Raw genomic sequence first — 21,281 nt, forward strand, 5'->3', positions numbered from 1 at the left:
CGGCCGTCCGGTCCCTCCCTCGTCCGGCCCGGTTCCGCCTGGCGCGTGGCCTCCCCGCAGGGCCGGCGAGCCGCTGTGTGCCGACGGCCTGGCGGGTCGTCACCCGGGCCGGGCGACGGCGTGGGCGATGCGCCCGGGGCCGGGCCTGGCAGGTTCGCCATCAGTAGACAACGGGTAGTTCTACTGTCTATTCTGGCGATGCCACTCTCCCCATGCGGAGGGCGGTCTGTGCCGTTCCCCGTGGGTCGGCCGGCGCGCCCCGGATGCTCGGCCGGCATCCGGTCCGTGGCCGGTGCGGCCCCGGGGCGCGGGCCCCGTGGCCGCACCGGCCCGCGCCCCGCTTCGGATCCGAAGGCACAGCAGCAACACCGCCCCGGCCCCCGGCCCGTCGGCTCCGCACGGACGGGGTGGGCCCGGAGGCCGTGAAGCCTTCGACACAGCAAAGGGGAGTCCCCACCGTGCTCACCAAGATCGCCGACCTCGCACTGCGCAGGGCCCGGTTACTTCTAGCGATCAGTGCCGTAGCCGTCGTCCTCATGGGAGCTCTGGGGGTCGGCGCGTTCGGGAAGCTGCTCAGCGGCGGCTTCGACGATCCCGACGCCCCTTCGGCACGCGCTCAGCACACCATCGAGGAGAAGTTCGGCGGTGAGACGGACCTCGTCTTCCTGGTGCGCGCCACGGACGGAAGCCCGCTCGACTCGCCTGCCGTCGAGGAACGCGGCCGCTCTCTCACCGAGGGGCTGGGGCAGGATTCCACGGTCGCCAACGTCATCTCGTACTGGGGCACCGGGAACAAGGCGCTCACCTCGCACGACGGCAAGAAGGCACTCGTCCTGGCCCATGTGAAGGGTGACGAGAACGAACGGGCCGACCTGGCCGACGCGCTGATCGAGGAGTACGGCGGCGTCAAGGACGGCGTCGACGTCCAGGCGGGCGGACTCTCCGCGGTGAGCAACGACGTCACCACCCAGGTCGGCAAGGACCTCGTGGTGGCCGAGAGCATCGCCGTCCCCATCACGCTCATCCTGCTCGTACTGGCCTTCGGGAGCATCGTCGCGGCGCTGCTCCCGCTGGTCATCGGGATGTTCGCGATCATGGGAACCTTCGCCGAGCTCTTCGTCATCGGCAGCGTCACCGACGTCTCCGTGTTCGCGGTCAACCTGACCACCGCCCTCGGCCTGGGCCTCGGCATCGACTACGCCCTGCTGCTCGTCAGCCGCTTCCGCGAGCAACTGGCCGCCGGGGCCGACGTCGACCAGGCGCTGCGCCGCACCGTGCAGACCGCGGGCCGGACCATCGTCTTCTCGGCGGCCACCGTGGTCGCCGCACTCGCCGCACTGCTCATCTTCCCGCCCTTCTTCCTCCGCTCCTTCGCCTACGCGGGCATCGGCGTCGTCATCATCTCGGCGCTCAGCGCCCTCTTCGTCATCCCCCCGCTGCTCGCCGTCCTCGGGCCCCGGGTGAACAAGGGCCGCATGCCCTGGGCCGCGCGTGCGCAGCGCGCCGACACGCCCTTCTGGGGCAGGCTCGCCGCTCTGGTCATGCGCCGGCCCGCGCTGACGGCGCTTCCGGTGCTCGCGCTGATGCTGCTGGCCGCGAGCCCGCTGCTCTCCGTCACCTTCGGCACGCCGGACGAACGCGTGCTGCCCGAGAGCGCGGGCAGCCGGCAGGTGGCCACGCAGCTCAAGGAGGACTTCCCGGGCGACGACAACAACGCCGTGCAGGTCGTCGCGCTGAACGGCTCCACAGGAGCCGGCTTCCAGGACTACGCCCGTGAACTCTCACGCCTGGACGGCGTCGAACGGGTGGCTGCCAGTACGGGCTCCTACCGCGACGGCCGGCCCGACCGCCCGGCCCCCGCGGCCGAGGCCCTCGGCCGGGACGACGCACAGCGGCTCGTCGTCACCATCGGCTACGAGACCAAGTCGGACAAGGCTCAGGGCCTGGTGAAGGACATCCGCGCGGTGGACCCGCCCGCGGACACCGAAGTGCTGGTCGGCGGCCAGGACGCGCGCCTGGTCGACTCCAAGCACGCCATCGGCGTCCGGCTGCCCATCGCGGCGGGTCTGATCGGCATCACCACTTTCGTCCTGCTCTTCCTCTTCACCGGCAGTGTCGTCCAGCCGCTGCGCGCCCTGGTACTCAACGCGATCAGTCTGACCGCCTCGGTCGGTGTGCTGGTCTGGATCTTCGAGGACGGTCATCTCTCCTCCTGGCTCGGATTCACTCCGCAGCCGCTGGACACCTCGATGACGGTGCTCTTCTTCTGCGTGGCCTTCGGCCTCTCCATGGACTACGAGGTCTTCGTCACCAGCCGTATGAAGGAACTCCATGACGCGGGTGGCGACCGCGAGTCCGTGGTGACCCAGGGACTCGCCAGGACCGGACGCATCGTCACGGTCGCCGCGGGTCTCCTGTCGGTGAGCTTCTTCGCCTTCGGCACCAGCGAGATCAGCTTCCTGATGATGTTCGGTATCGGGGCCGGCCTGGCCGTCGTCATCGACGCGATCCTGGTCCGTGGCGTCCTGGTCCCCGCGGCGATGCGGCTGCTGGGCCGCTCCGCGTGGTACGCCCCGCGGGGCCTGCGCAGACTGCACGACCGGGTGGGCCTCACCGAGGGCGAGCCGGTCGAGACCGAACGGGAGCGGGTTCCGGTCTCCTGATGCGGCAGCGGTCCCTCCCCGCGGCATCCGGGAGGGGCCGGGCGTGCGCCCGGAGGTGGTGGTGCTCCGGCCCTCGGGCCGGAGCACCACCACCTCCGTGTGCGCGGGCCGACCGGGCCGCGCGCCCCCGCTCGGCTGATCCGGCGGGGCGCCGGAGCACCGCCCCCGGTCGTGGTCCCTCGGCCGGGCCCTTGCGGGCAGGCCGTCGACGGGTCTCTTGCGGAGGTCTTTCAACGGCTGGCCCGTGCTGCCGCGCCGTGCCGATAATTCTGTTCACCGGACGGCGAGGAGCTGTGGCCACGGCGGAACCCGGGCGGCACGCTCTCCGGCCGGTCCGACCGCGTGAGTGGGACCCACCCCTGGTACGGCACCACGGGCGCCGGGACACGCGTACGAGGCGGTGGAGGACCCTTCCCGGTGAGCGCCGCAGGGTGGGCCGAGCGAAAGGAAGCAACGTGTACGACCCGGAGAAGGGTTTCCCGCGAGTGGTCGTCGAACTCGCCTACGCCGACCCCGATCGTGCTGTCGAGTGGCTTGTCGAGGTCTTCGGATTCCGCCTGCTGCTCAGGCAGCCGGTGTCGGGGACCATCCACCATGCCGACCTCGACACCGGCGGTGGGATCGTCATGGTCAGGGGCGCCGACGAAAGGTTCACCTGCACCGACGGGCACACCTGCAAGCAGACCATCGTCTGGGTCCCGGACGTGGACAAGCACTGCGAGCTCTCCACGGCGGCGGGTGCCCAGCCTCTGCACCCGCCGGTCGACAAGCCGTGGGGACTGCGTCAGTACCTCGTCCGTGACATCGAAGGCCACCTGTGGGAGTTCACGCAGCACATGCGTGACGTGGCACCGGAGGAGTGGGGGGCGACGGCAGTCGCCTGAGCGCGCTCCGGCTTCGGATTCGTCCCACCGGGTGCGGGCGCCCGGCTCCGGCGACGGTGTACGCGGCCGGTGAGCCGCCGTCAGCCCTGCGGGAGACCGCGGGCGGTTCAGTTCGTGCGGCGCGCGGCCCACACGCTGCGTTCGGTGCGCACCACGAGGTCGGTGCGGCGCAGGACGCTGTGGGGGCCGTCCGTGTCGAGGAGCCGGTCGAGAGCGGCGAGGTCCTCGTGCGGCAGCTCCGACGCGGCGGCGCCGCGGATGCCTCGCAGGGTGGCCAGGGCGTAGCGGCCGACCGCCCCGTCGGGGGAGTCCTCGATGTTCACGGCGACGGTCCGCTCGCCCTCGACGGCGAATCCGGCGGCGGTGAGCATCGGCCCCCAGTCGGCGCCACGGTGGGACACGTGCTCGGCGTGGAAGCGGTCGGTGGCGGCATGGCAGCGGTCCTCGAGACCGGGCCGTTCCTCCGGTGCGCCCTCGGGCAGGAATCGCGGGAAGCCCGCCAGCTCGACGACGGCGAACAGACCACCGGGTGCGAGCAGGTCGTGGACGCGGCGCAGGGCCCGGTCGGGGTCGGCCATGTGGTGCATCGAGGCGGAGGCCCATACGAGGCCGGGTGTGCCGAGGCCGGGCCAGTCGGCGGCGTCGAGGTCGGCCTGCACGGTGCGGACGCGCTCCTGCACGCCCTCGGCGCGCGCCTTCTCCCGCAGACGGTGCAGGTGTTCGGCCGACGAGTCCACGGCGGTGACGTGCGCCTCGGGGAACCGGCCGAGGAGGGCGAAGGTGCCGGTCCCCGTCCCGCAGCCGAGGTCCACGATCTCTTGGGGGGCCGCCCCGACCGGCAGCCAGGTGGTGATCGCCGCGATGTGCTCGGCGAGGACTTCCGCGTCCAGGTCGAGGAGCTCTGCCTGATCGTGTGAGTCGGCCACGGGCCGGGGAGCGTGGTGGGTGCCGTGGTCGATGCCGTGGTGGGCGGTGTGCCGGTCTGCGTGGGTCATGCCCTCACGGTAGGGCGACATTGCCTGTGAAGCATGATCGATTGCGCCATCGGCAAGAAAGTGGTCGCCTGCGGTGCCGTACACGCAAAACGCCGGGGTGCGTCAGGTGCGGGAGTCTCCCGATCCGCCGTCGGCATCCTTGCCGGTGCCGTCGCGCTGGTGACCGCGGCGGGCATCGCGGTCGAAGATGCCGAGGACCTCGCAGGGCCCGCCCTCGGCGCCGATGGTGTGAGGCAGCATGGTGGGGAACTCCGCCGCCTGGTTGGTCTCGATGCGGAAGCGGCGGTGGCCCAGCATGAGGAGCGCCGTACCGGACAGGACGACGAGCCATTCCCGGCCGGGGTGGGCGCGCATGCGTGAGGGGTTGTCGGGGGGCGGGTCGGTGATGCGCTGGCGGATGACGGTCATGCCGGGGTCGGCCTTGACGGGCCAGCGCATCTGGCCACGGGCACCGTCGATCAGAGGGCTGATGACGACGTCGTCGGGGGCGGTCTCCACGAGTTGGTCCAGGGACGTGTCCAGGGCGCGGGCGAGGGTGACCAGCTGATCCAGCGCCAGGCGGCGCCGGCCGTTCTCGATGCGGCTCAGGGTGGACTGACTGACGCCGGCCCGGCCGGCCAGTTCCTCCAGTGACCAGCCCTGCGCCATACGCAGGGCCCGGATCCGTGCGCGTACCAGGCTGTCCAGCTCGGCGTCGTCGTGCGTCATGGGCGTCACCGTATGCCTTGGCCGGAAGCCGGGGCGTGGCCGGCTTCCGGCCGCACGTCAGGCGCACCGTCCGGCGCACGGGCGGTGCGCCGGACGCGTCAGGGGACGTTCACCCAGTCGAGCGTGCGTTCCACGGCCTTCCTCCAGCCCGCGTAACCCTCCGCACGCTGTTCCTCGGACCACCGGGGAGCCCACCGCTCGGACTCGGCCCAGTGGGTGCGCAGTTCGTCGGTGTCCCGCCAGAAGCCCACGGCCAGTCCTGCTGCGTAGGCGGCGCCGAGCGCGGTTGTCTCGGCGACGACGGGGCGGCTGACGGGGACGCCGAGGACATCGGCCTGGATCTGCATGCAGAGGTCGTTGGCGGTGACCCCGCCGTCGACCTTGAGCACGTCGAGGTGGACGCCGGAGTCCTGCTCCATGGCCTCGACCACGTCGCGGCTCTGGTAGCAGATGGCCTCCAGAGTGGCTCGTGCCAGGTGCGCGTTGTCGTTGTACCTGGCCAGGCCGACGATCGCCCCTCGTGCGTCGGAGCGCCAGTAGGGGGCGAACAAGCCCGAGAACGCGGGCACGAAGTACACGCCGCCGTTGTCGTCGACCGTACGGGCCAGATCCTCGCTCTCGGCCGCGGTCTTGATGATCTTCATCTGGTCGCGCAGCCACTGGACCGCGGAGCCGGTCACCGCGATGGATCCCTCCAGCGCGTAGACCACAGGGCTGTCGCCGAACCGGTACGCCACGGTGGTGAGCAGGCCGTGCTGCGAGCGGACCAGCTCCGTTCCGGTGTTGAGCACCAGGAAGTTGCCCGTGCCGTAGGTGTTCTTGGCCTCGCCGGGTGAGAAGCAGACCTGCCCGACCGTGGCCGCCTGCTGGTCGCCCAGGACCCCACCGATGGGGACGGCGGCTCGCAGCGGCCGGGAGGTGCGTGTCGTGCCGAAGGCTTCCGGGTGCGACGAGGGATTGATGGTGGGCAGCATCGCCCGGGGGATGCCGAAGAAGCCCAGGAGTTCGTCGTCCCAGTCGAGGGTCTCCAGATCCATCAGCATCGTGCGGCTCGCGTTGGTCACGTCGGTGGCGTGGATGCCGCCGTCGGGGCCGCCCGTCAGGTTCCACAGGACCCAGGCGTCCGTGTTGCCGAAGAGGGCGTGGCCCTTCTCCGCCGCTTCCCGCACTCCGTCGACGTTCTCCAGGATCCACTGGATCTTGCCCGCGGAGAAGTAGGTGGCCGGCGGCAGTCCTGCCTTGCGGCGGATGACGTCGCCCTGGCCCGTCCGTTCGAGGTTCGCCGCGATCGCGTCGGTCCGGGTGTCCTGCCAGACGATCGCGTTGTAGTAGGGCCGCCCGCTGCGCGGGTCCCACACCACCGTGGTCTCGCGCTGGTTGGTGATTCCGATCGCAGCCAGGTCGTCCCCGGACAGCCCGCCGTTCCTGAGGGCGTTCTGCATCACCGAGTTGGTGCGCTCCCAGATCTCCACCGGGTCGTGCTCCACCCAGCCGGAGCGGGGGAGGATCTGGGTGTGCTCCAGCTGGTGCCTGGCGACCTCGTTGCCGCCGTGGTCGAAGATCATGAATCGGGTGCTGGTGGTCCCCTGATCCACCGCGCCGATGAAGTCCGCCATGATGTGCCGCCTCTCCGGCCGGTGTCGTCAGTCTTCGGTTGTCGGTACCCGGCCCGGCGGCTCGGGTTCCGCGGACGGCAGGAACCGGCCGACGAGTCCCTTGTACAGACCCGCGCCGAGCAGCCCGCCGAGCAGCGGGCCCACGATGGGGACCCAGAAGTACAGATTTCCGTACTGATCACGCCATGCTCCGCCGTACCCGGTGATGAAGCTCGCCAGCCGCGGGCCGAAGTCACGGGCCGGGTTGATCGCGTAGCCCGCGTTGGTCCCCCAGGCCATGCCGATCGCGACCACGATGAGGCCGATGACGAACGGAGCCAGGTTCGCACCCGGCGGCGTGTTCAGCATGTCGGTGACGGCCATGATCAGCAGCAGCAGGATGGCGGTGCCGATGACCTGGTCGCGGAAGGCGCCCCATTCGTGGACCGGCAGGGCGGGGTTGCCGTTGGCGGGGAGCGTGGAGAACACGGTCTGCGTCTTGACGGTGTGTCCGGGGTCGGCCTTCGCCAGTGCCTCGCTGTAGTTCCAGCGTACGAGGAGGGCGGCGACGAACGCCCCGGCCGTCTGGGCCAACACGTACGGAGCGACCTTGCTCCACGGGAACCCCTTGAAGGCGGCGAGTGAGACGGTCACCGCCGGATTGAGATGGGCACCACTCAGCCGCGCCGCCACGTAGACGCCGAGCGTGACGCCCAGGCCCCACGCCCAGGCGATGCTGTCGTGGTCCCCGAGGCCGCCGGGCGGATCCGTCAGAGCCCCGCCGGCCGCCACCTGGGCCACCACACCGCACCCGAAGAGAATGAGGATCATCGTGCCCGCGAACTCGGCCGACAGTTCGCCCGGCAATCCTGATTTCATACGTCGCTCAGCCATAAGAGCTCGCCCTCCGCCGGCCGCACCGGCCGTCGACCACCCAGCAGTACGAGCAGGCTAAGACGCCTCACAGAAGTGCGCATATCAGGGCGAATTCACCCGGGTGGAGGGTTTCGTCATCTCGTCGGCCGACAGGACGCCCCGGCCCGTCCCACCCCGGCCCGCCGACCGGTCGCGATGAGGCCGAGGGGTGAAGACGGTCGAGGCATGCTGTATCGAGAGGGACGGGCGGTGGGACGGACGGCCCCTCCCCGCGTGGCCGGCCGTCACCCGGGCGGTGCGGACGGCGGGACTCCGAGGCGAACGCGGCGAACGCGTCGAGCGCCGCTGAGTCCAGCCGTGCGGCCGGGTCCAGCACGGTCCTCGCGTCCACCGGGGCGTTGCTCCGGTGGACGCGACCGGTCCGTGTGGACGACGTGGGGTCAGAGCTGGACGGGCATCGTCCGGCAGTTGGACGTGGCGGGCTTGCCGGCGAGCCGGTCGGTCAGCCAGGAGACTGCCTTGCCCTGGTCGGTGATCAGCGGCACGAGGTGGTTGGTGAGGATCTTGTCGCCCAGGTTCGGCAGCACGATGGCGTCGTACGTGACGTCGGCACCCTTGCGGCACCAGTCGACGGCCAGCTGCCTGGCCTGCGAGTGGGGGACGATGTCGTCCTGGACACCGGTGGCCAGACGCACCGGGCCGGCCGGCTTGAGCGTCCCGATGCGCTGCTTGTCGAGTGCGGCCTGTGCCCGTGGCTCCGCCGCGATGACCTCCCCGATGGACTTGCCGCTGGTGGTCCACCTGCTGCTCTTGGTGAAGCCGTAGCCGAAGAGCGCGTCACCGACGCACATGGTCGACGCGTCCGCGAGAGCCGCCTTCCCGGTTGCGCTGACGTTCGCCTCGACGACCGCGCGCAGGTCGGGGTCGGCCTGGGCGAATCCGCTGATCGACCAGGCCAGCGCACCGGCGAGCGCACTGCCGTCGATGCCCTTCATCACCGAGGTCAGATCCGCCGGTGGTGCGCCGGCGTAGGTTCCCGCGAGCGGCACGTCGGGCGCGTACGAGGGCTGGAGTTCGGCTGCGGCTGCGCTGGCGCCGCCGCCCTGGCTGTAGCCGTACAGTCCGGTTCTCGAAGCCGTGGTGACCGACGCCCCGGGGACGGCGCGGGCGGCGCGGGCCGCGTCCAGCAGGGCGTGTGCCTGGTCGAGGCGGTTGACGTAGGTGTGGAGGCGGTCGGTGGTGCCCAGGCCGACGTAGTCGGTGACGACGACCGCCGCGCCGGTGGCCAGGAGCCGGTAGATGGCCAGGGCCTCGTAGCCCACGGACACCGTGTCGCCGTTGAGTGTGAGTGGGTTCTGCAGGGCGAAGGACGGCGCGCACTGGTCGCCCTGGCCCATGGTGCCCGAGGCCACCGCGACCAGAGGGCGTGGTCCGGCACCCTTCCACGCGGCCGTCGGCTCGATGTAGGCGCCGGTCACGGCGACGGGCAGCCCGGCCGAATCGGTGGACCGGTACATCAGGCGGGTCGCCGTTCCCGGCATCGGCCGGCCGTCCAGGCCGGGGATGCTCAGACCGAGCGGCAGGGCCTCGGTGCGGATCAACGCGCCGTTCGTGGCGGGCAGTTCCGTCGGCGGGGTGTAGAAGGCGGGGATGGTGACCCCGCGCGAGACGACGGGATCGGGCGTCGCAGCGGAGACCGGTGCGGCATACAGGCCCGCGCAGACCGTGCCGGCGGCCACGGTCGCGGCCAGGAGGCGCAGCCCGGCCTTGCCGCCTCGGCCGGTCGCCGGGGCGGTGGTGCGGGTGGAACGGGATCCGATTCTCTTGCGGCTCACGGTGTGCTCCTCGTCCGTCGGTCGGATGATCGTGTCGATGTCGATGTCGATGTCGTGGGCGGTGTCGGTGTCGTGGGCGGTGTCGGTGTCGGTGTCGTGGGCGGTGATGGAGGCCATCGCCCGATCGGCCACGGCGGCGATGGTCATGGAGGGGGCGTGGGCGCCGGTCGTGCCGGGGATCAGCGCACCGTCGAGGACGTGGAGGCCGCGTCTGCCCAGGACGTGGCCCTCCAGGTCGCGGACGGTGCCCATCGGTGCGCCGCCCGGTGGGTGCCAGGTGTTGCAGGCCAGGGAATTCGTGTCGGTGAGGTCGCCGAGACCCTCGGGCGGGCCGGTGGTGTCCGTTCTCGTCCGTTGCGGTCGGCGTACGCCGAATGCCTTGCGGAACAGCGGTGTTACTCGCTGGTCACTTACGGCAGCGTAGGTCTGTGTGTCACTGAGGGACAAGACGTCTGCGTGCGCCATTTTCGGACGGCTCGCTATGCTGCGGGTCACCAGGGACAAAGAGCGGGGGCGAGGGTGCGCGAAGCGCCGTCCGCGATACGCGGGCAGATGACGCGGACAGATGCCAGGCCTACGCTCGCCGAGAGGCGCAAGGCGGCTCTCCGCCTGGAGATCGCCACCGAGGCCGTCCGGCTGTTCACCTCGCAAGGCGTCACCGGCACGACGGGCGAGCAGATCGCCCGGGCCGTGGGCATATCCTCCCGGACACTGTGGCGCCATTTCCCGACCAAGGAGAGCTGCGTCCTGCCGCTGCTCACCGTGGGGCTCGAGTCCGCCGTGGACCAGTTGAGTCACTGGCCGCCGGAGACGGCGCTGCTGGACTTCGTCACGGAGTCCTGCAGGGACGGCGAACTGCCGCCCGCGGCCCCCGTCATCCTCGACCTGATCCGCATGACCTCCACAGACCCCGCTCTGCGGGCCGTCTGGCTCCAGGCCCACGACGACGCTCTGCCCGTCCTCGGAGAACTCCTCGCCCGGCGGACCGGCGCCGGCGCCGACGACCTGCGCATCAGGGTGCACGCCGCGACCATCAACGGCGCACTGCGCGCGGCGGCGGAGGACTTCGCCCGCCGGTACGCGGAGGATTCCGAGGCGGCGGGCGACGAGATGGCCACGTGCCTGCTCGCCGCCCTGCGCGCGGCCTCCGAGGGCCTGCCCTACTGACGCCTGGGCACGGCTGACGGCAGCGCGGGAAGCGGTGTGCGGCGCGTCCGGCCCGTCAGGACGACGCGCCGGACCCGGACCTCGCGGGAACGGCGATGCCGCGGTCATCCACCAGGCCGGCACCTCGCCGGGCGGTGCTCCCGGGCCGCACATGATCGAGAAGCGCGGTGTCCGGCGTGTGCGGGGTACTCCCCGCGCCGGCGTGGGCTTTGATCGGTGAGGGAAAGCGGTGCCGCGTCGCGCGGCGCGCAGGCAGGCAACAGTTCGTCGACGGAGTACTCGGTATGACCGATGAAGAGTCCGGCACACCCCATTGGCTGTTCGGCGATCAGCTCGGCCCTCATTTCATCGATCCGGCGCGGGGCGGACCGCGCCGCGACGCCCCGCTGCTGATGATCGAGTCCCGCGGCGTCTTCCGGCGCCGTCGGTTCCATCGCGCTAAGGCCCATCTGGTCCTCTCGGCGATGCGTCACCGGGCCGCCGAGCTCGGTGACCGTGTGCGGTACGTCAAGGCGGACACCTACCGTCAGGGTCTGCGCGAAGGGGCCGGAGACGGCCCTGTGACCGTGCACCACCCCACGTCCCGGGCGGCGAGGGCCTTCGTGCGCGCGCAGCCCTCCGTACGCGTGCTGCCGGCGCGCGGCTTTCTCGTGACGCACGACGAGTTCAAGGACTGGGCGGACGGCCGGGGTACCGAGCACCTTCGCCAGGAGGACTTCTACCGATGGGTCCGCCGGAGCCACGACCTGCTGATGGAGGGCGACCGTCCTGCGGGCGGCCGGTGGAACCTGGACCACGACAACCGGCAGCCCCCGCCACGCGGTGCCACCGGCCTTGGCGTCCCGGCGCCCTACCGGCCCCGGGAGAGCGACATCGACGCCGAGGTGCGGTCGGACCTCGACCGCTGGTCGCGCGACGGTGACGTCGAGTTCGTCGGTGAGGACGCGCCGCGCAGGTTCCCCGCCACGCGCCGGGAGGCACTCTCCGCGCTCCGCCGCTTCGTGGAGCACCGGCTCGCCACGTTCGGGGCGTACGAGGACGCGGTTCTCGCCGAGGACGCGACGATGAGCCACAGTCTGCTCTCGTCGTCGCTCAACCTCGGCCTGCTCGATCCCGCGGAATGCGTCGAACGGGCCGAGGCACGATGGCGGTCCGGGGACGTGCCGCTCAACAGCGCCGAGGGGTTCGTGAGACAGATCGCCGGATGGCGCGAGTTCGTCTGGCACGTCTACTGGTACTTCGGTCCGAGCTACCGCACGAGCAACGCCCTGGGGCATCTTGAGCCGCTGCCCGAGTGGTTCACCGAGCTGTCCCCCGACGCGACCGGGGCGAACTGCCTCTCCCACGTCCTGGAGCAGGTGAGAGCGACAGGCTGGACACACCACATTCCACGGCTCATGATCCTGGGCAGCTTCGCCCTGCAGCGGGGGTGGGATCCCCAGGCCGTCACCGACTGGTTCCACCGCAGCTTCGTCGACGGCTACGACTGGGTCATGGTCCCGAACGTGGTGGGCATGTCCCAGTACGCGGACGGCGGCCGGATGACCACCAAGCCCTACACGTCCGGCGGTGCCTACATCGACCGCATGAGCGACCTCTGCGGCCCCTGCCGGTTCAAGCCGTCCGTACGTGTGGGTGAGGACGCCTGCCCCTTCACCGCCGGATACTGGAATCTGCTGCACCGCCACCGCGAGCGGTTCGAGCACAACGCGCGGATGTCCCAGGCCGTCCGGGGACTTGACCGGCTCCACGATCTCGAAGCGCTGCTGGAACAGGAGCGCGACCGCAGGGACTGAGGCCCTCGGCCGGGCGAACCGCGTGGCGTGGCGGACGTCCTGCCCGCCCATGACCCGTGCGACCGGGTCGGCCGTCCCACGGAGGCCGGTGCACACAGGTGAACGCGACCCGCTCGAAGGCGGACCGAACCCCCCGGACCACAGGCCGACTTCGTGCCGTTCATCATGTGGGGGAGCGCGGTCACGGACTTCCCGCTGGAACACCAGGAGCCGGCCCGCACGGCCTGCCTCCGATCCTCCGACCGAGGGAACGCGATGAGACAACAACGTCCTCGGGAAGAGATCGAGGCCTGGCTGCTGGCCAACGGCTGGTATCCGGGAAGGGAGAACGAGGCGGAGGCCGAGCGGCTGATCGCGGTCCGGGTACGCGGCTCCGCGTCCCAGGGCTGTCCGCTGCTGCCCTGGGACCAGGTCCACCGTTTCGTGTCGTCGTACGTCGGTCTGGAGCTCCCCATGCCGCGGGCCCCGGAGAGGAAGTTCCGGGCCGATCCCACGTTCGGCTACGAGGGCGACGCCGGGCTCGTCGTCGAACTGGCGCGGAATCTGGGGCGCAGGCTCTTCCCCGTGGGCTGGGAGACGACCGAGAACGGCATCGTCCTGCTGGACGACACCGGGCGCTTCTTCTACCTGCACCACACCGGACCCTATTTTCTCGGCCACGACGAGATCCAGGCCCTCTCCAGTCTGATGACCGGCGACCAGGAGGACGCGGAGGGCCACTTCGTCTGACGGGCGGGGAGGGGCGTCTCCATGTGCGCACGCCGCGAACCGGCATGCGGAACAGGCGTGTTCGCGGCCCCTCGCTTCACACCCGGGCCTCGTGCGGGGGCACCGCCGGCCCTTGCCGGTCCGCTCCGGACCGCCGCACGGCGGACACGGCCTGGTCTGCACGGGTGACCCTCGAGCTGATCCTGCTGCCCCGCGTGGCCTGCCAAGGGCGGGAGATCACCGCGCCCCGGCTGCGCGGGCTGCTGGCGCTGCTCGCCGTCGACCTGCGGGCCGGATGCAGCACCCGTCGGCTCGTGGAGGGCCTGTGGCCGGACGCACGTCCGGAGCGGCCGTCCAAGGCGGTCCAGGTGCTGGTCTCCAGGCTGCGGTCACAGCTGGGTGCCGGACTGATCGTGAGCGTGCCGACGGGATATCGGCCGGCGCTGGGCGGTCCCGGGCCCAGGCTCAAGGGTGTGCACGAGGAGTTTCCGCGCGCTGAGTTGCCGGCGGCCCGGCCCTGTCGTCGGGCGGGCCGGGGGACGGGACCACCGGTCCGGTGGACCGTGGCTCACCCGGCCGCCCACTGAAACTCCCTGTCGCGGAGGCCGGGAATGGCGGAGACTCGTCCCATGGCTGACATGGGGTCGTTCCGGGAAGCGGTCACCGCGTGGGCGGCCGGCGGACCCGGTGAGCCCGCGCGTGAGATGGCCGCGAGGCTGTCCGTCCGGGTGGCCGTCCTGCTCGAAGGGCCGAGCGATGCCGCAGCGGTAGGCGCACTGGCCGCGAGCCGCGGCCGGGACCTGGCGGCCGAAGGTGTCTGCGTCCTCTCCATGGGTGGTGCCATGAGCGTCGGGCGCTTCGCGCACATCCTCGGACCGCCCGGCTTGGGCATCCGCCTCACGGGGCTGTGCGACGAGGCGGAGCGCCCCTTCTACACCCGCGGGCTGGAACGGGCCGGCGCGGTACAGGACACGTTCTTCGTCTGCGCGGCGGATCTGGAGGACGAGCTCATCCGCGCACTCGGGGTGAGGCGGGTGGAGGAGCTCGTCGAGGCGGAAGGCGACCTGCGCGCCCTGCAGACCTTCCTGAACCAGCCCGCGCAGCGGGGCCGCACCTCGCAGCAGCAGTTGCGGCGCTTCCTCGGCACGAAGAAGGGGCGCAAGATCCGCTACGGCCGCGTCCTCGTCGAGGCCCTCGACCCCGACCGCGTGCCCGCCCCGCTCGACGGCCTGATCACCGGCCTCTGACCGCCGGGAGGCTTCGGTCCCGACCAGTGGGTCGGGACGCCGCCCGGGCGGCGCCACAGGCCCCGGGCGGCGGGAGGCTTCCGGGCGACTGCTTCGGGAGCTGTCGACGAGCCGGTCGATCTCCTGTCCGGAGACCAGTGCGATGCCCGGTGGGCGCGCCCGGTGTACGGCCGTGACGGGCGCACGGCCCCCGTCACCCCGCCACTCCTGGCCCCACCGCCCGTACGTCACCTGACCTGGGTGTTGTGCATCCCGTGCAGGTGCTGTGTCCGCATCGAAGTTGCCCGCCCTCAACCCTTGACGCTGGGCTTCGGTGAAAACTACGTTTTGTTTTGCGGAAATCAACTTCCACTTTGTGGAAACCTCTGAACCTCTCTCGGTCGCCGGGGCCCGTGGTGCGCAGCCTTCTCCCGAAGTAGCCCATCGACAGGCCTCGTTGCGACCCCTAGCGAATACTCGAGGGCCGATCGATGACTGCTGTGGAGGACCGGCCGCCCGAGACGGCCACCGGGGACACCGGAGCCGGCAAGGACACCCGGGTGGCAGGGGACACCGGAACCACAAGTTCCGTCCTGTACACCTACGACCTGGCCCCGACGAAGAAGCAAGGGCGCCGGTGGGGCGCCTACAACGTCTTCACGCTCTGGGCCAACGACGTCCACAGCCTCGGCAACTACGCCTTCGCCATCGGCCTCTTCGCGCTCGGCCTGAACGTGTGGGGCATCCTGGCGGCCTTCGCGCTCGCGTCGGTGCTGCTCTTCCTGCTGCTGACGCTGTCCGGGTTCATGGGGCACAAGACGGGCGTCCCCTTCCCGGTCATGAGCCGCATCGCGTTCGGCATCAGGGGCGCGAAGATACCGGCCGCCGTCCGGGGCATCGTCGCCATCGCCTGGTTCGGCATCCAGACCTACCTGGCCTCCGCCGTCCTGAGCGCCCTGCTCATCGCGATGTTCCCCGGCCTCCGCGGTCTGGACTCGAACTCCCTGCTCGGTCAGTCGACCCTCGGCTGGATCTCCTTCCTCGCGTTGTGGGCGCTCCAGCTCCTCATCGTGAGTTACGGGATGCAGATGATCCGGAGGTACATGGCCTTCGCCGCGCCCACCACCCTGATCACCATGCTCGCCCTCGCGGTCTGGATGTTCGTCCGCGCGGACGGATCGATCTCCCTGTCCGTCGACGCGCCGCTCACGGGCGGAGACATGTGGCTGCAGATCCTTCAGGCCGCCGCGTTGTGGGTGGTGATCTACGGGACGTTCGTGCTGAACTTCTGCGACTTCACCCGGTCGGCCAGGAGCCGCGGCTCCATAGTCCGCGGCAACGTGACCGGGATCCCGCTCAACATGCTCTTCTTCGCGGTCATCGTGGTGGTCCTCAGCGGGGCGCAGTTCAAGCTCGACGGACACGTCATCACCAGCCCCACGGACATCGTCCGGACGATCCCGAACATGTTCCTCCTGGTGACCGCCTCGCTCGCCCTCATCGCCCTCACCGTCGCGGTGAACCTGCTGGCCAACTTCGTCGCGCCGATCTACGCGCTCATCGACCTCTTCCCGCGCCGGCTGAACTTCCGCCGGGCGGGTGTGGTGAGCGCGGTCGTCGGGCTGGTGATCCTGCCGTGGAACCTCTACAACAGCCCGGTCATCGTGAACTACTTCCTCGGTGGGCTCGGAGCCCTCCTCGGACCGCTCTTCGGCGTGATCATGGCGGACTACTGGCTGCTGCGGAAGTCCCGGGTCAACGTGCCCGACCTCTACAGCGAGGACCCCCAGGGCGAGTACCACTACAGCCGAGGATTCAATCCCCGCGCGGTCGCGGCCTTCGTCCCCGCCGCGGCCGTCGCCGTCGTCGTCGCCCTTGTGCCCTACTTCCACGCCGCGGCCGGATTCTCCTGGTTCGTGGGCGCGTTCCTCGCAGCCGTGCTGTACGCGGTCATCGCGGACCGTGCCAGGCAGATCAAGGACGTCGACGGCGAGGCGATCGCCGTCGACGCCGAATGAACCACCGAACCGAAGGCCGTGGCATGCGCATCCTCGTCGTCAACGTCAACACCACACAGTCGATCACCGACTCGATCGGCGAGCAGGCGGCCGCCGCCGCGTCGCCCGGCACCGAGATCGTCCCGCTGACCCCCTCCTTCGGGGCCGAGTCCGTCGAAGGCAACTACGAGAGCTATCTCGCCGCCGTCGCCGTGATGGAGGCGGTCCGTGCCCATCCGGGACCGTTCGACGCCGTGATCCAGGCCGGCTACGGCGAGCACGGCCGGGAAGGGCTCCAGGAACTGCTCGACGTCCCGGTCGTCGACATCACCGAGGCGGCCGCGAGCACCGCCCAGTTCCTCGGGCGCAGTTACTCCGTCGTCACCAGCCTCGACCGCACGGTCCCGTTGATCGAGGAGCGCCTCCACACCGCGGGCCTCAGTGCGCGCTGCGCCTCCGTGCGGGCCAGCGGGCTGGCCGTGCTGGACCTCGAGCGGGACGAGGAGGCGGCTGTCGACGCCATCGTCGAGCAGGCGGCCCAGGCCGTGGAGACCGACCGGGCCGAGGTGATCTGCCTGGGGTGCGGCGGCATGTCCGGACTGACCGAACGCGTCGTCGAACGCACCGGGGTCCCGGTCGTCGACGGTGTGAGCGCCGCGGTGACGATCGCCGAGTCCCTCGTCCGTCTCGGGCTGACCACCTCGAAGGTGCGCACGTACGCGCCGCCGCGCCCCAAGCGAATCATCAACTGGCCCCCGCGGACACGCTGAAACGGATCACGCAGGAGAGGCCCGGCCGCTCCGTCGGGCCCACATCAGGAACAATTCCGGAAGAGGAGGGTCAGCCGTGCCCGACGTACAGCTGGTGTTGCGCTCCACGCGCGTCATCACCCCCGAAGGGACGCGCCCCGCGTCGATAGCCGTCGCCGGCGGAACGATCGTCGCGGTGCTGCCGTACGACGCCGAGGTGCCGGCCGGTGCCCGTCTCGAGGACGTCGGTGAACAGGTCGTACTGCCCGGTCTCGTCGACACCCACGTCCATGTGAACGACCCCGGCCGCACCGAGTGGGAGGGCTTCTGGACCGCCACCCGCGCAGCCGCCGCCGGAGGCATCACCACCCTCCTCGACATGCCCCTGAACTCGCTGCCGCCGACCACGACGGTCGAGCACCTGCGGGTCAAGCAGGAGGTCGCACGTCCCAAGGCGCACGTCGACGTAGGTTTCTGGGGCGGCGCGCTGCCCGACAACGTCAAGGACCTGCGGCCGCTGCACGGAGCAGGCGTCCACGGCTTCAAGTGCTTCCTGTCGCCCTCCGGAGTGGACGAGTTCCCCGAGCTCGATCAGGAACAGCTCGCGAGCTCCCTCGCCGAGATCGCCGGCTTCGACGGTCTGATGATCGTGCACGCGGAGGACCCGCACCACCTGGCCGCGGCCCCGCAGCGGAGCGGCGGGAAGTACGCCGACTTCCTCGCCTCCCGGCCACGCGACGCCGAGAACACGGCGATCGGGAACCTGATCGCCCAGGCCCGCCGGCTGAACGCCCGTGTCCACGTGCTGCACCTGTCCTCCTCGGACGCGCTGCCGCTGATCGCCGCGGCCAAGGCGGAGGGGGTCCGGGTCACCGTCGAGTCCTGCCCGCACTTCCTCACCCTGACCGCCGAGGAGGTCCCGGACGGTGCGACCGAGTTCAAGTGCTGCCCGCCGATCCGGGAGGCCGCCAACCAGGACGCCCTGTGGGCGGGGCTTGCCGACGGGACGATCGACTGCGTCGTCTCCGACCACTCGCCCTCCACCGCAGACCTCAAGACCCCCGACTTCGCCTCCGCCTGGGGCGGTATCTCCTCGCTGCAGCTCGGCCTGCCCGCCGTCTGGACCGAGGCGCGCCGCCGTGGCCACGGTCTGGAGGACGTCGTCCGATGGATGTCCGCGGGGCCCGCCCGGCTCGCCGGCCTCGACAGGAAGGGTGCGATCGAGACAGGCCGGGACGCCGACTTCGCCGTCCTCGACCCCGACGCGGTCTTCACCGTCGACCCCGCCGGGCTGGAGCACCGCAACCGGGTCACCGCGTACGCGGGCAGGACCCTGCGCGGTGTCGTCACCTCCACCTGGCTGCGCGGCGAACGCATCCTCGGCGACGGCATCCTCGCGGAGCCCAAGGGCCGCCTCCTCGAACGGAACCACTGAGCCCACGGACACCGGCGGACCGCCCCCGGCGACGGGCTGCGGGGCCGCCTATCCGATGGTCACCACCCGTGCCCACGCGGGCGGCCCGGCCGGGACGTACTCAGGATCGGATTCGTCGTAGGACGAGCGCCCGTGGTGCCGGCCGAACACGCCCACCACCGTCCGGCACGGCGGGCGCCTGGAGGGCCACGGTGTCTGGCCGTCGGTCAGCACCACCACGACGTCCGGGCGGGGACGGGATTCCAGCGCCCGGGCGAAGCCCGTACGCAGATCGGTGCCCCCGCCGCCGAGCAGCTCGACGCCCTGCGCGCCGCCGCAGAGGGGACGGACCTGGCCGGCCGCCGCGTCGCACGGCAGTACGCCGACGAGGTCGCGGCGGCCGCCCACGGCCCGTGAGATCGCCGCCACCTCCAGCAGCGCGCTGCCCAGCTCGGCGTCGCTGACCGATCCGGACGTGTCGATCACCACGACGACCCGTGCGGGCCGGCGCCGCAGACTCGGAAGGACGACGCCGGGAACCGCAGCCGAACGGCGCGCCGGCCTGCCGTACACGTAGTCCTCGCCCGTGCCGGGAGCGGATGCCGCCGCCCGCAGCGCCGCACCCAGCAACTCCCGCCAGGGCTGCGGTGGGTGGAACGCCTCCTCCGCCCACCGTCGCCACCCGGCGGGTGCGTTCCCCGGGTGGCCCACGATGCCCTGGGCCACCCGGAACCGGACCGCGTCCCGCTCCTGCGTGCTGAGCCCGTGCGCCCCGTCCGGGCCGAGGTCCCACGGGCGGGGAAGGCCGTCCGCGCCGCTTCCGCACTCCAGCCACGCGAGGTGGGCCGTGTGCGGTCCGAGCCGGAACTGGCGGAGGTAGTCCTCCATCAGTTCGCCGTCCTGGAGCCCCAAGGACGCCGGACCGACAGCACCCCCGGGCGCCACCAGGCCGTCGCCGAAGACGTCGTCGTTGATCTCGCAGTCCGCCGCGATGTTCATCCGCAGCCGCTCCGCCGGACCGCGCAGTTCGTGCCGGTGCGCGTAGCGGTCGCTGCGCCCGTGGTGGTCGCGCAGCAGGTGCGACACCTCGTGCACCCACACACCGGCCAGCTCCTCCACCGGGGTGCGGTCCACGAAGCCGGGGGACACGTAGCACCTCCAGTACGGATCGACTGCCATCGTCGGCACGCTGCGGGACTCCACGGGGTGCAGGGCGAACAGGGCCGTCGCCAGGTACGGCCGCACCCTGGCCGCCTGGAGCCGGGCGGCGTACAGCTTCCCGGTGTCCAGCGTGCCCACGGGGGCGTCCCGCGCGGGCACGGGGCCGGGGGCGTTCACCGGCCGGCCCTCGTCACGGTGAGGGCCCGGACCTTCGCCCGGTCGGCCCGCTGCGACACGGACACCGCCCCGGCGAGCCCCTCGATCGTCACGGGTACCTCCCAGTCGTCCCGGCGCAGGGTGGCGAGCGTCGTCGCCGGTACGACCAGCAGGTCAGGAGCACCGGTCTCGGCAGCCTTCGCCAGCAGCGCCCAGGCGGCGTCCCACCGACCCCTCTCGGGGCGCGCGCGGACGGCGGCGACCACCGCGTCCAGCGTCGCCTGCCGCAGGTCACCGCGTCCGGGCAGGACCGCACCACCGGGGTCGGCCAGCAGGTCCTCGGGGTCCGGCAGGTCCATCCTGTCCAGGTAGGCCAGGAACTCCAGCCCGGGGCCGTCCCCCACCGTGCCTCTGACCAGCATCGACAGGACATCGCGCGACGCGTCGGCGGCGGTCGCGAAGGCGGTCAGGCACAGCGCCATGTCCCAGCTGCGCGGCGACGGCCACGCACCACCACGCTGCGTCTCGCCCGAGGGCAGCCGGTGCACGAGGGCGGGCCGCGCGCCCAGCAGTCCGCACACCGCGCGGCGGGCGAGCGCCACGGCTTCGGGCAGCCTGCCGGCGTCGAGTGCCGGCAGCGTGGCCCGGGGCCAGACCCCGCCCAGCCCCCGCACCACGACGTCGGCGTCGTGGACCCACTTGAGATGGACGAACCGGTTGGCGAGCGGCGGGCTCAGCTCCCAGCCGTCGGCGGCGGACGAACGGGGATTGGCGGCGGCAACGATCCGGACACCCGGCGGCAGACGCAGCGCGCCCACCCGGCGTTCCAGTACGAGACGCAGCAGCGCCGCCTGCACGGCGGGCGGGGCGGTGGACAGTTCGTCGAGGAACAGCAGCCCGCGGCCCGCCCGTACGAGCCGGACGGCCCAGTCCGGCGGTGCCATCGGCACGCCGTCCGTCTCCGGGTCCTCGCCGATGACGGGGAGACCGGAGAAGTCCGACGGCTCGTGCACGCTCGCGATCACCGTGGTCAACGGCAGGTCCAGGGTGGTGGCGAGCTGGGTGAGGGCGGCGGTCTTGCCGATGCCGGGCTCGCCCCACAGCAGCACCGGAAGGTCGGCCGAGACGGCCAGGGTGAGGGCCTCCAGCTGTGGGTCCGGACGGGGAGCGGTCGTCGTGTCGCGCAGCAGGGCCAGCAGCGCGCCGGACACGTCGAGCCGAGAGGCAGCGGCGGGGGCCGTGGAAGCCGCGGGCGCGGCGTCGGGCCCGGCCTGCGACGGAGCGGACGTACCCGTGTGTTCGGGCAAGGGGGTGTACGTGGACATGAGGCATCACCTGTGCGTTCGTCGAG

The 21,281-nt window shown here is 71.5% G+C and carries 16 protein-coding genes and 1 pseudogene; 10 read left to right on the plus strand and 7 right to left on the minus strand.

The window, feature by feature from the left end:
- The first annotated feature begins 458 nt into the window (after nucleotides 1-458).
- Together HED23_RS09565 and HED23_RS09570 are read left to right on the plus strand one after the other, a co-directional pair.
- On the plus strand, nucleotides 459-2,663 hold the full coding sequence (locus HED23_RS09565; RefSeq protein WP_203182974.1) for an MMPL family transporter: 2,205 nt from the start codon (nucleotides 459-461) through the stop codon (nucleotides 2,661-2,663).
- Between the two features lie 455 nt (nucleotides 2,664-3,118).
- Nucleotides 3,119-3,547, plus strand: coding sequence for a VOC family protein (locus HED23_RS09570; protein WP_203182975.1), 429 nt, complete (start codon nucleotides 3,119-3,121; stop codon nucleotides 3,545-3,547).
- A 107-nt stretch (nucleotides 3,548-3,654) separates the two neighbouring features.
- On the opposite strand, the gene HED23_RS09575 is transcribed toward HED23_RS09570, so the two are convergent.
- From HED23_RS09575 to HED23_RS09595, 5 genes are all read right to left on the minus strand, one after another.
- A complete protein-coding gene (locus HED23_RS09575) occupies nucleotides 3,655-4,542 on the minus strand; it encodes a class I SAM-dependent methyltransferase (protein WP_203182976.1) in 888 nt (295 codons plus the stop codon).
- Between the two features lie 102 nt (nucleotides 4,543-4,644).
- Complete coding sequence (locus HED23_RS09580; protein WP_203182977.1) at nucleotides 4,645-5,250, minus strand: XRE family transcriptional regulator; 606 nt, start codon at nucleotides 5,248-5,250, stop codon at nucleotides 4,645-4,647.
- A 98-nt stretch (nucleotides 5,251-5,348) separates the two neighbouring features.
- Nucleotides 5,349-6,866 carry a glycerol kinase GlpK gene (glpK, locus tag HED23_RS09585; RefSeq protein WP_203182978.1) on the minus strand — a complete coding sequence of 506 codons (1,518 nt, stop codon included), beginning with the start codon at nucleotides 6,864-6,866 and terminating at the stop codon, nucleotides 5,349-5,351.
- 27 nt (nucleotides 6,867-6,893) lie between these two features.
- Nucleotides 6,894-7,739, minus strand: a complete 846-nt coding sequence (locus tag HED23_RS09590) for an MIP/aquaporin family protein (protein WP_203182979.1) — start codon at nucleotides 7,737-7,739, stop codon at nucleotides 6,894-6,896.
- 422 nt (nucleotides 7,740-8,161) lie between these two features.
- Nucleotides 8,162-10,021 carry a lipase family protein gene (locus HED23_RS09595; protein ID WP_274383002.1) on the minus strand — a complete coding sequence of 620 codons (1,860 nt, stop codon included), beginning with the start codon at nucleotides 10,019-10,021 and terminating at the stop codon, nucleotides 8,162-8,164.
- Between the two features lie 87 nt (nucleotides 10,022-10,108).
- On the opposite strand from HED23_RS09595, the gene HED23_RS09600 reads away from it, so the two are divergent.
- From HED23_RS09600 to allB, 8 genes and pseudogenes are all read left to right on the plus strand, one after another.
- On the plus strand, nucleotides 10,109-10,723 hold the full coding sequence (locus tag HED23_RS09600) for a TetR/AcrR family transcriptional regulator (protein ID WP_203182981.1): 615 nt from the start codon (nucleotides 10,109-10,111) through the stop codon (nucleotides 10,721-10,723).
- 284 nt (nucleotides 10,724-11,007) lie between these two features.
- Nucleotides 11,008-12,519 (plus strand): cryptochrome/photolyase family protein, encoded by a 1,512-nt coding sequence (locus tag HED23_RS09605; protein WP_203182982.1) that lies wholly within the window; start codon nucleotides 11,008-11,010, stop codon nucleotides 12,517-12,519.
- Between the two features lie 255 nt (nucleotides 12,520-12,774).
- The gene (locus HED23_RS09610) at nucleotides 12,775-13,248 is read left to right on the plus strand and encodes an SUKH-3 domain-containing protein (RefSeq protein ID WP_203182983.1); all 474 of its coding nucleotides are present in this window, start codon (nucleotides 12,775-12,777) and stop codon (nucleotides 13,246-13,248) included.
- 164 nt (nucleotides 13,249-13,412) lie between these two features.
- Nucleotides 13,413-13,673: pseudogene (locus HED23_RS09615) on the plus strand (hypothetical protein); the annotation flags it as partial.
- A 183-nt stretch (nucleotides 13,674-13,856) separates the two neighbouring features.
- Nucleotides 13,857-14,474, plus strand: coding sequence for a TOPRIM nucleotidyl transferase/hydrolase domain-containing protein (locus tag HED23_RS09620; protein WP_203182984.1), 618 nt, complete (start codon nucleotides 13,857-13,859; stop codon nucleotides 14,472-14,474).
- A gap of 470 nt (nucleotides 14,475-14,944) precedes the next feature.
- Nucleotides 14,945-16,471 carry an NCS1 family nucleobase:cation symporter-1 gene (locus HED23_RS09625; protein WP_238441897.1) on the plus strand — a complete coding sequence of 509 codons (1,527 nt, stop codon included), beginning with the start codon at nucleotides 14,945-14,947 and terminating at the stop codon, nucleotides 16,469-16,471.
- Between the two features lie 23 nt (nucleotides 16,472-16,494).
- Complete coding sequence (locus tag HED23_RS09630; RefSeq protein WP_203182985.1) at nucleotides 16,495-17,220, plus strand: aspartate/glutamate racemase family protein; 726 nt, start codon at nucleotides 16,495-16,497, stop codon at nucleotides 17,218-17,220.
- 76 nt (nucleotides 17,221-17,296) lie between these two features.
- On the plus strand, nucleotides 17,297-18,634 hold the full coding sequence (gene allB / locus HED23_RS09635; protein WP_203182986.1) for an allantoinase AllB: 1,338 nt from the start codon (nucleotides 17,297-17,299) through the stop codon (nucleotides 18,632-18,634).
- Nucleotides 18,635-18,682: 48 nt separating this feature from the next.
- Here the strand turns inward: allB and HED23_RS09640 are convergent, their stop codons facing one another.
- Nucleotides 18,683-19,933, minus strand: a complete 1,251-nt coding sequence (locus HED23_RS09640; RefSeq protein WP_203187425.1) for a DUF2201 family putative metallopeptidase — start codon at nucleotides 19,931-19,933, stop codon at nucleotides 18,683-18,685.
- Between the two features lie 14 nt (nucleotides 19,934-19,947).
- Nucleotides 19,948-21,255 (minus strand): AAA family ATPase, encoded by a 1,308-nt coding sequence (locus tag HED23_RS09645; RefSeq protein ID WP_238441898.1) that lies wholly within the window; start codon nucleotides 21,253-21,255, stop codon nucleotides 19,948-19,950.
- Nucleotides 21,256-21,281 lie beyond the last annotated feature (26 nt).

Source organism: Streptomyces pratensis (genome assembly GCF_016804005.1).
GTDB lineage: Bacteria > Actinomycetota > Actinomycetes > Streptomycetales > Streptomycetaceae > Streptomyces > Streptomyces pratensis_A.

Excerpts from the sequence above, each read along its gene's own strand:
- HED23_RS09575 (WP_203182976.1), bottom strand. The coding sequence starts at position 4,542 with ATGACCCACGCAGACCGGCACACCGCCCACCACGGCATCGACCACGGC.
- HED23_RS09645 (WP_238441898.1), bottom strand. The coding sequence starts at position 21,255 with ATGTCCACGTACACCCCCTTGCCCGAACACACGGGTACGTCCGCTCCG.
- HED23_RS09590 (WP_203182979.1), bottom strand. The coding sequence starts at position 7,739 with ATGGCTGAGCGACGTATGAAATCAGGATTGCCGGGCGAACTGTCGGCC.
- HED23_RS09620 (WP_203182984.1), top strand. The coding sequence starts at position 13,857 with ATGGCTGACATGGGGTCGTTCCGGGAAGCGGTCACCGCGTGGGCGGCC.
- HED23_RS09600 (WP_203182981.1), top strand. The coding sequence starts at position 10,109 with ATGACGCGGACAGATGCCAGGCCTACGCTCGCCGAGAGGCGCAAGGCG.
- HED23_RS09625 (WP_238441897.1), top strand. The coding sequence starts at position 14,945 with ATGACTGCTGTGGAGGACCGGCCGCCCGAGACGGCCACCGGGGACACC.
- HED23_RS09580 (WP_203182977.1), bottom strand. The coding sequence starts at position 5,250 with ATGACGCACGACGACGCCGAGCTGGACAGCCTGGTACGCGCACGGATC.
- HED23_RS09630 (WP_203182985.1), top strand. The coding sequence starts at position 16,495 with ATGCGCATCCTCGTCGTCAACGTCAACACCACACAGTCGATCACCGAC.
- HED23_RS09605 (WP_203182982.1), top strand. The coding sequence starts at position 11,008 with ATGACCGATGAAGAGTCCGGCACACCCCATTGGCTGTTCGGCGATCAG.
- HED23_RS09610 (WP_203182983.1), top strand. The coding sequence starts at position 12,775 with ATGAGACAACAACGTCCTCGGGAAGAGATCGAGGCCTGGCTGCTGGCC.
- glpK (WP_203182978.1), bottom strand. The coding sequence starts at position 6,866 with ATGGCGGACTTCATCGGCGCGGTGGATCAGGGGACCACCAGCACCCGA.
- HED23_RS09595 (WP_274383002.1), bottom strand. The coding sequence starts at position 10,021 with ATGGCGCACGCAGACGTCTTGTCCCTCAGTGACACACAGACCTACGCT.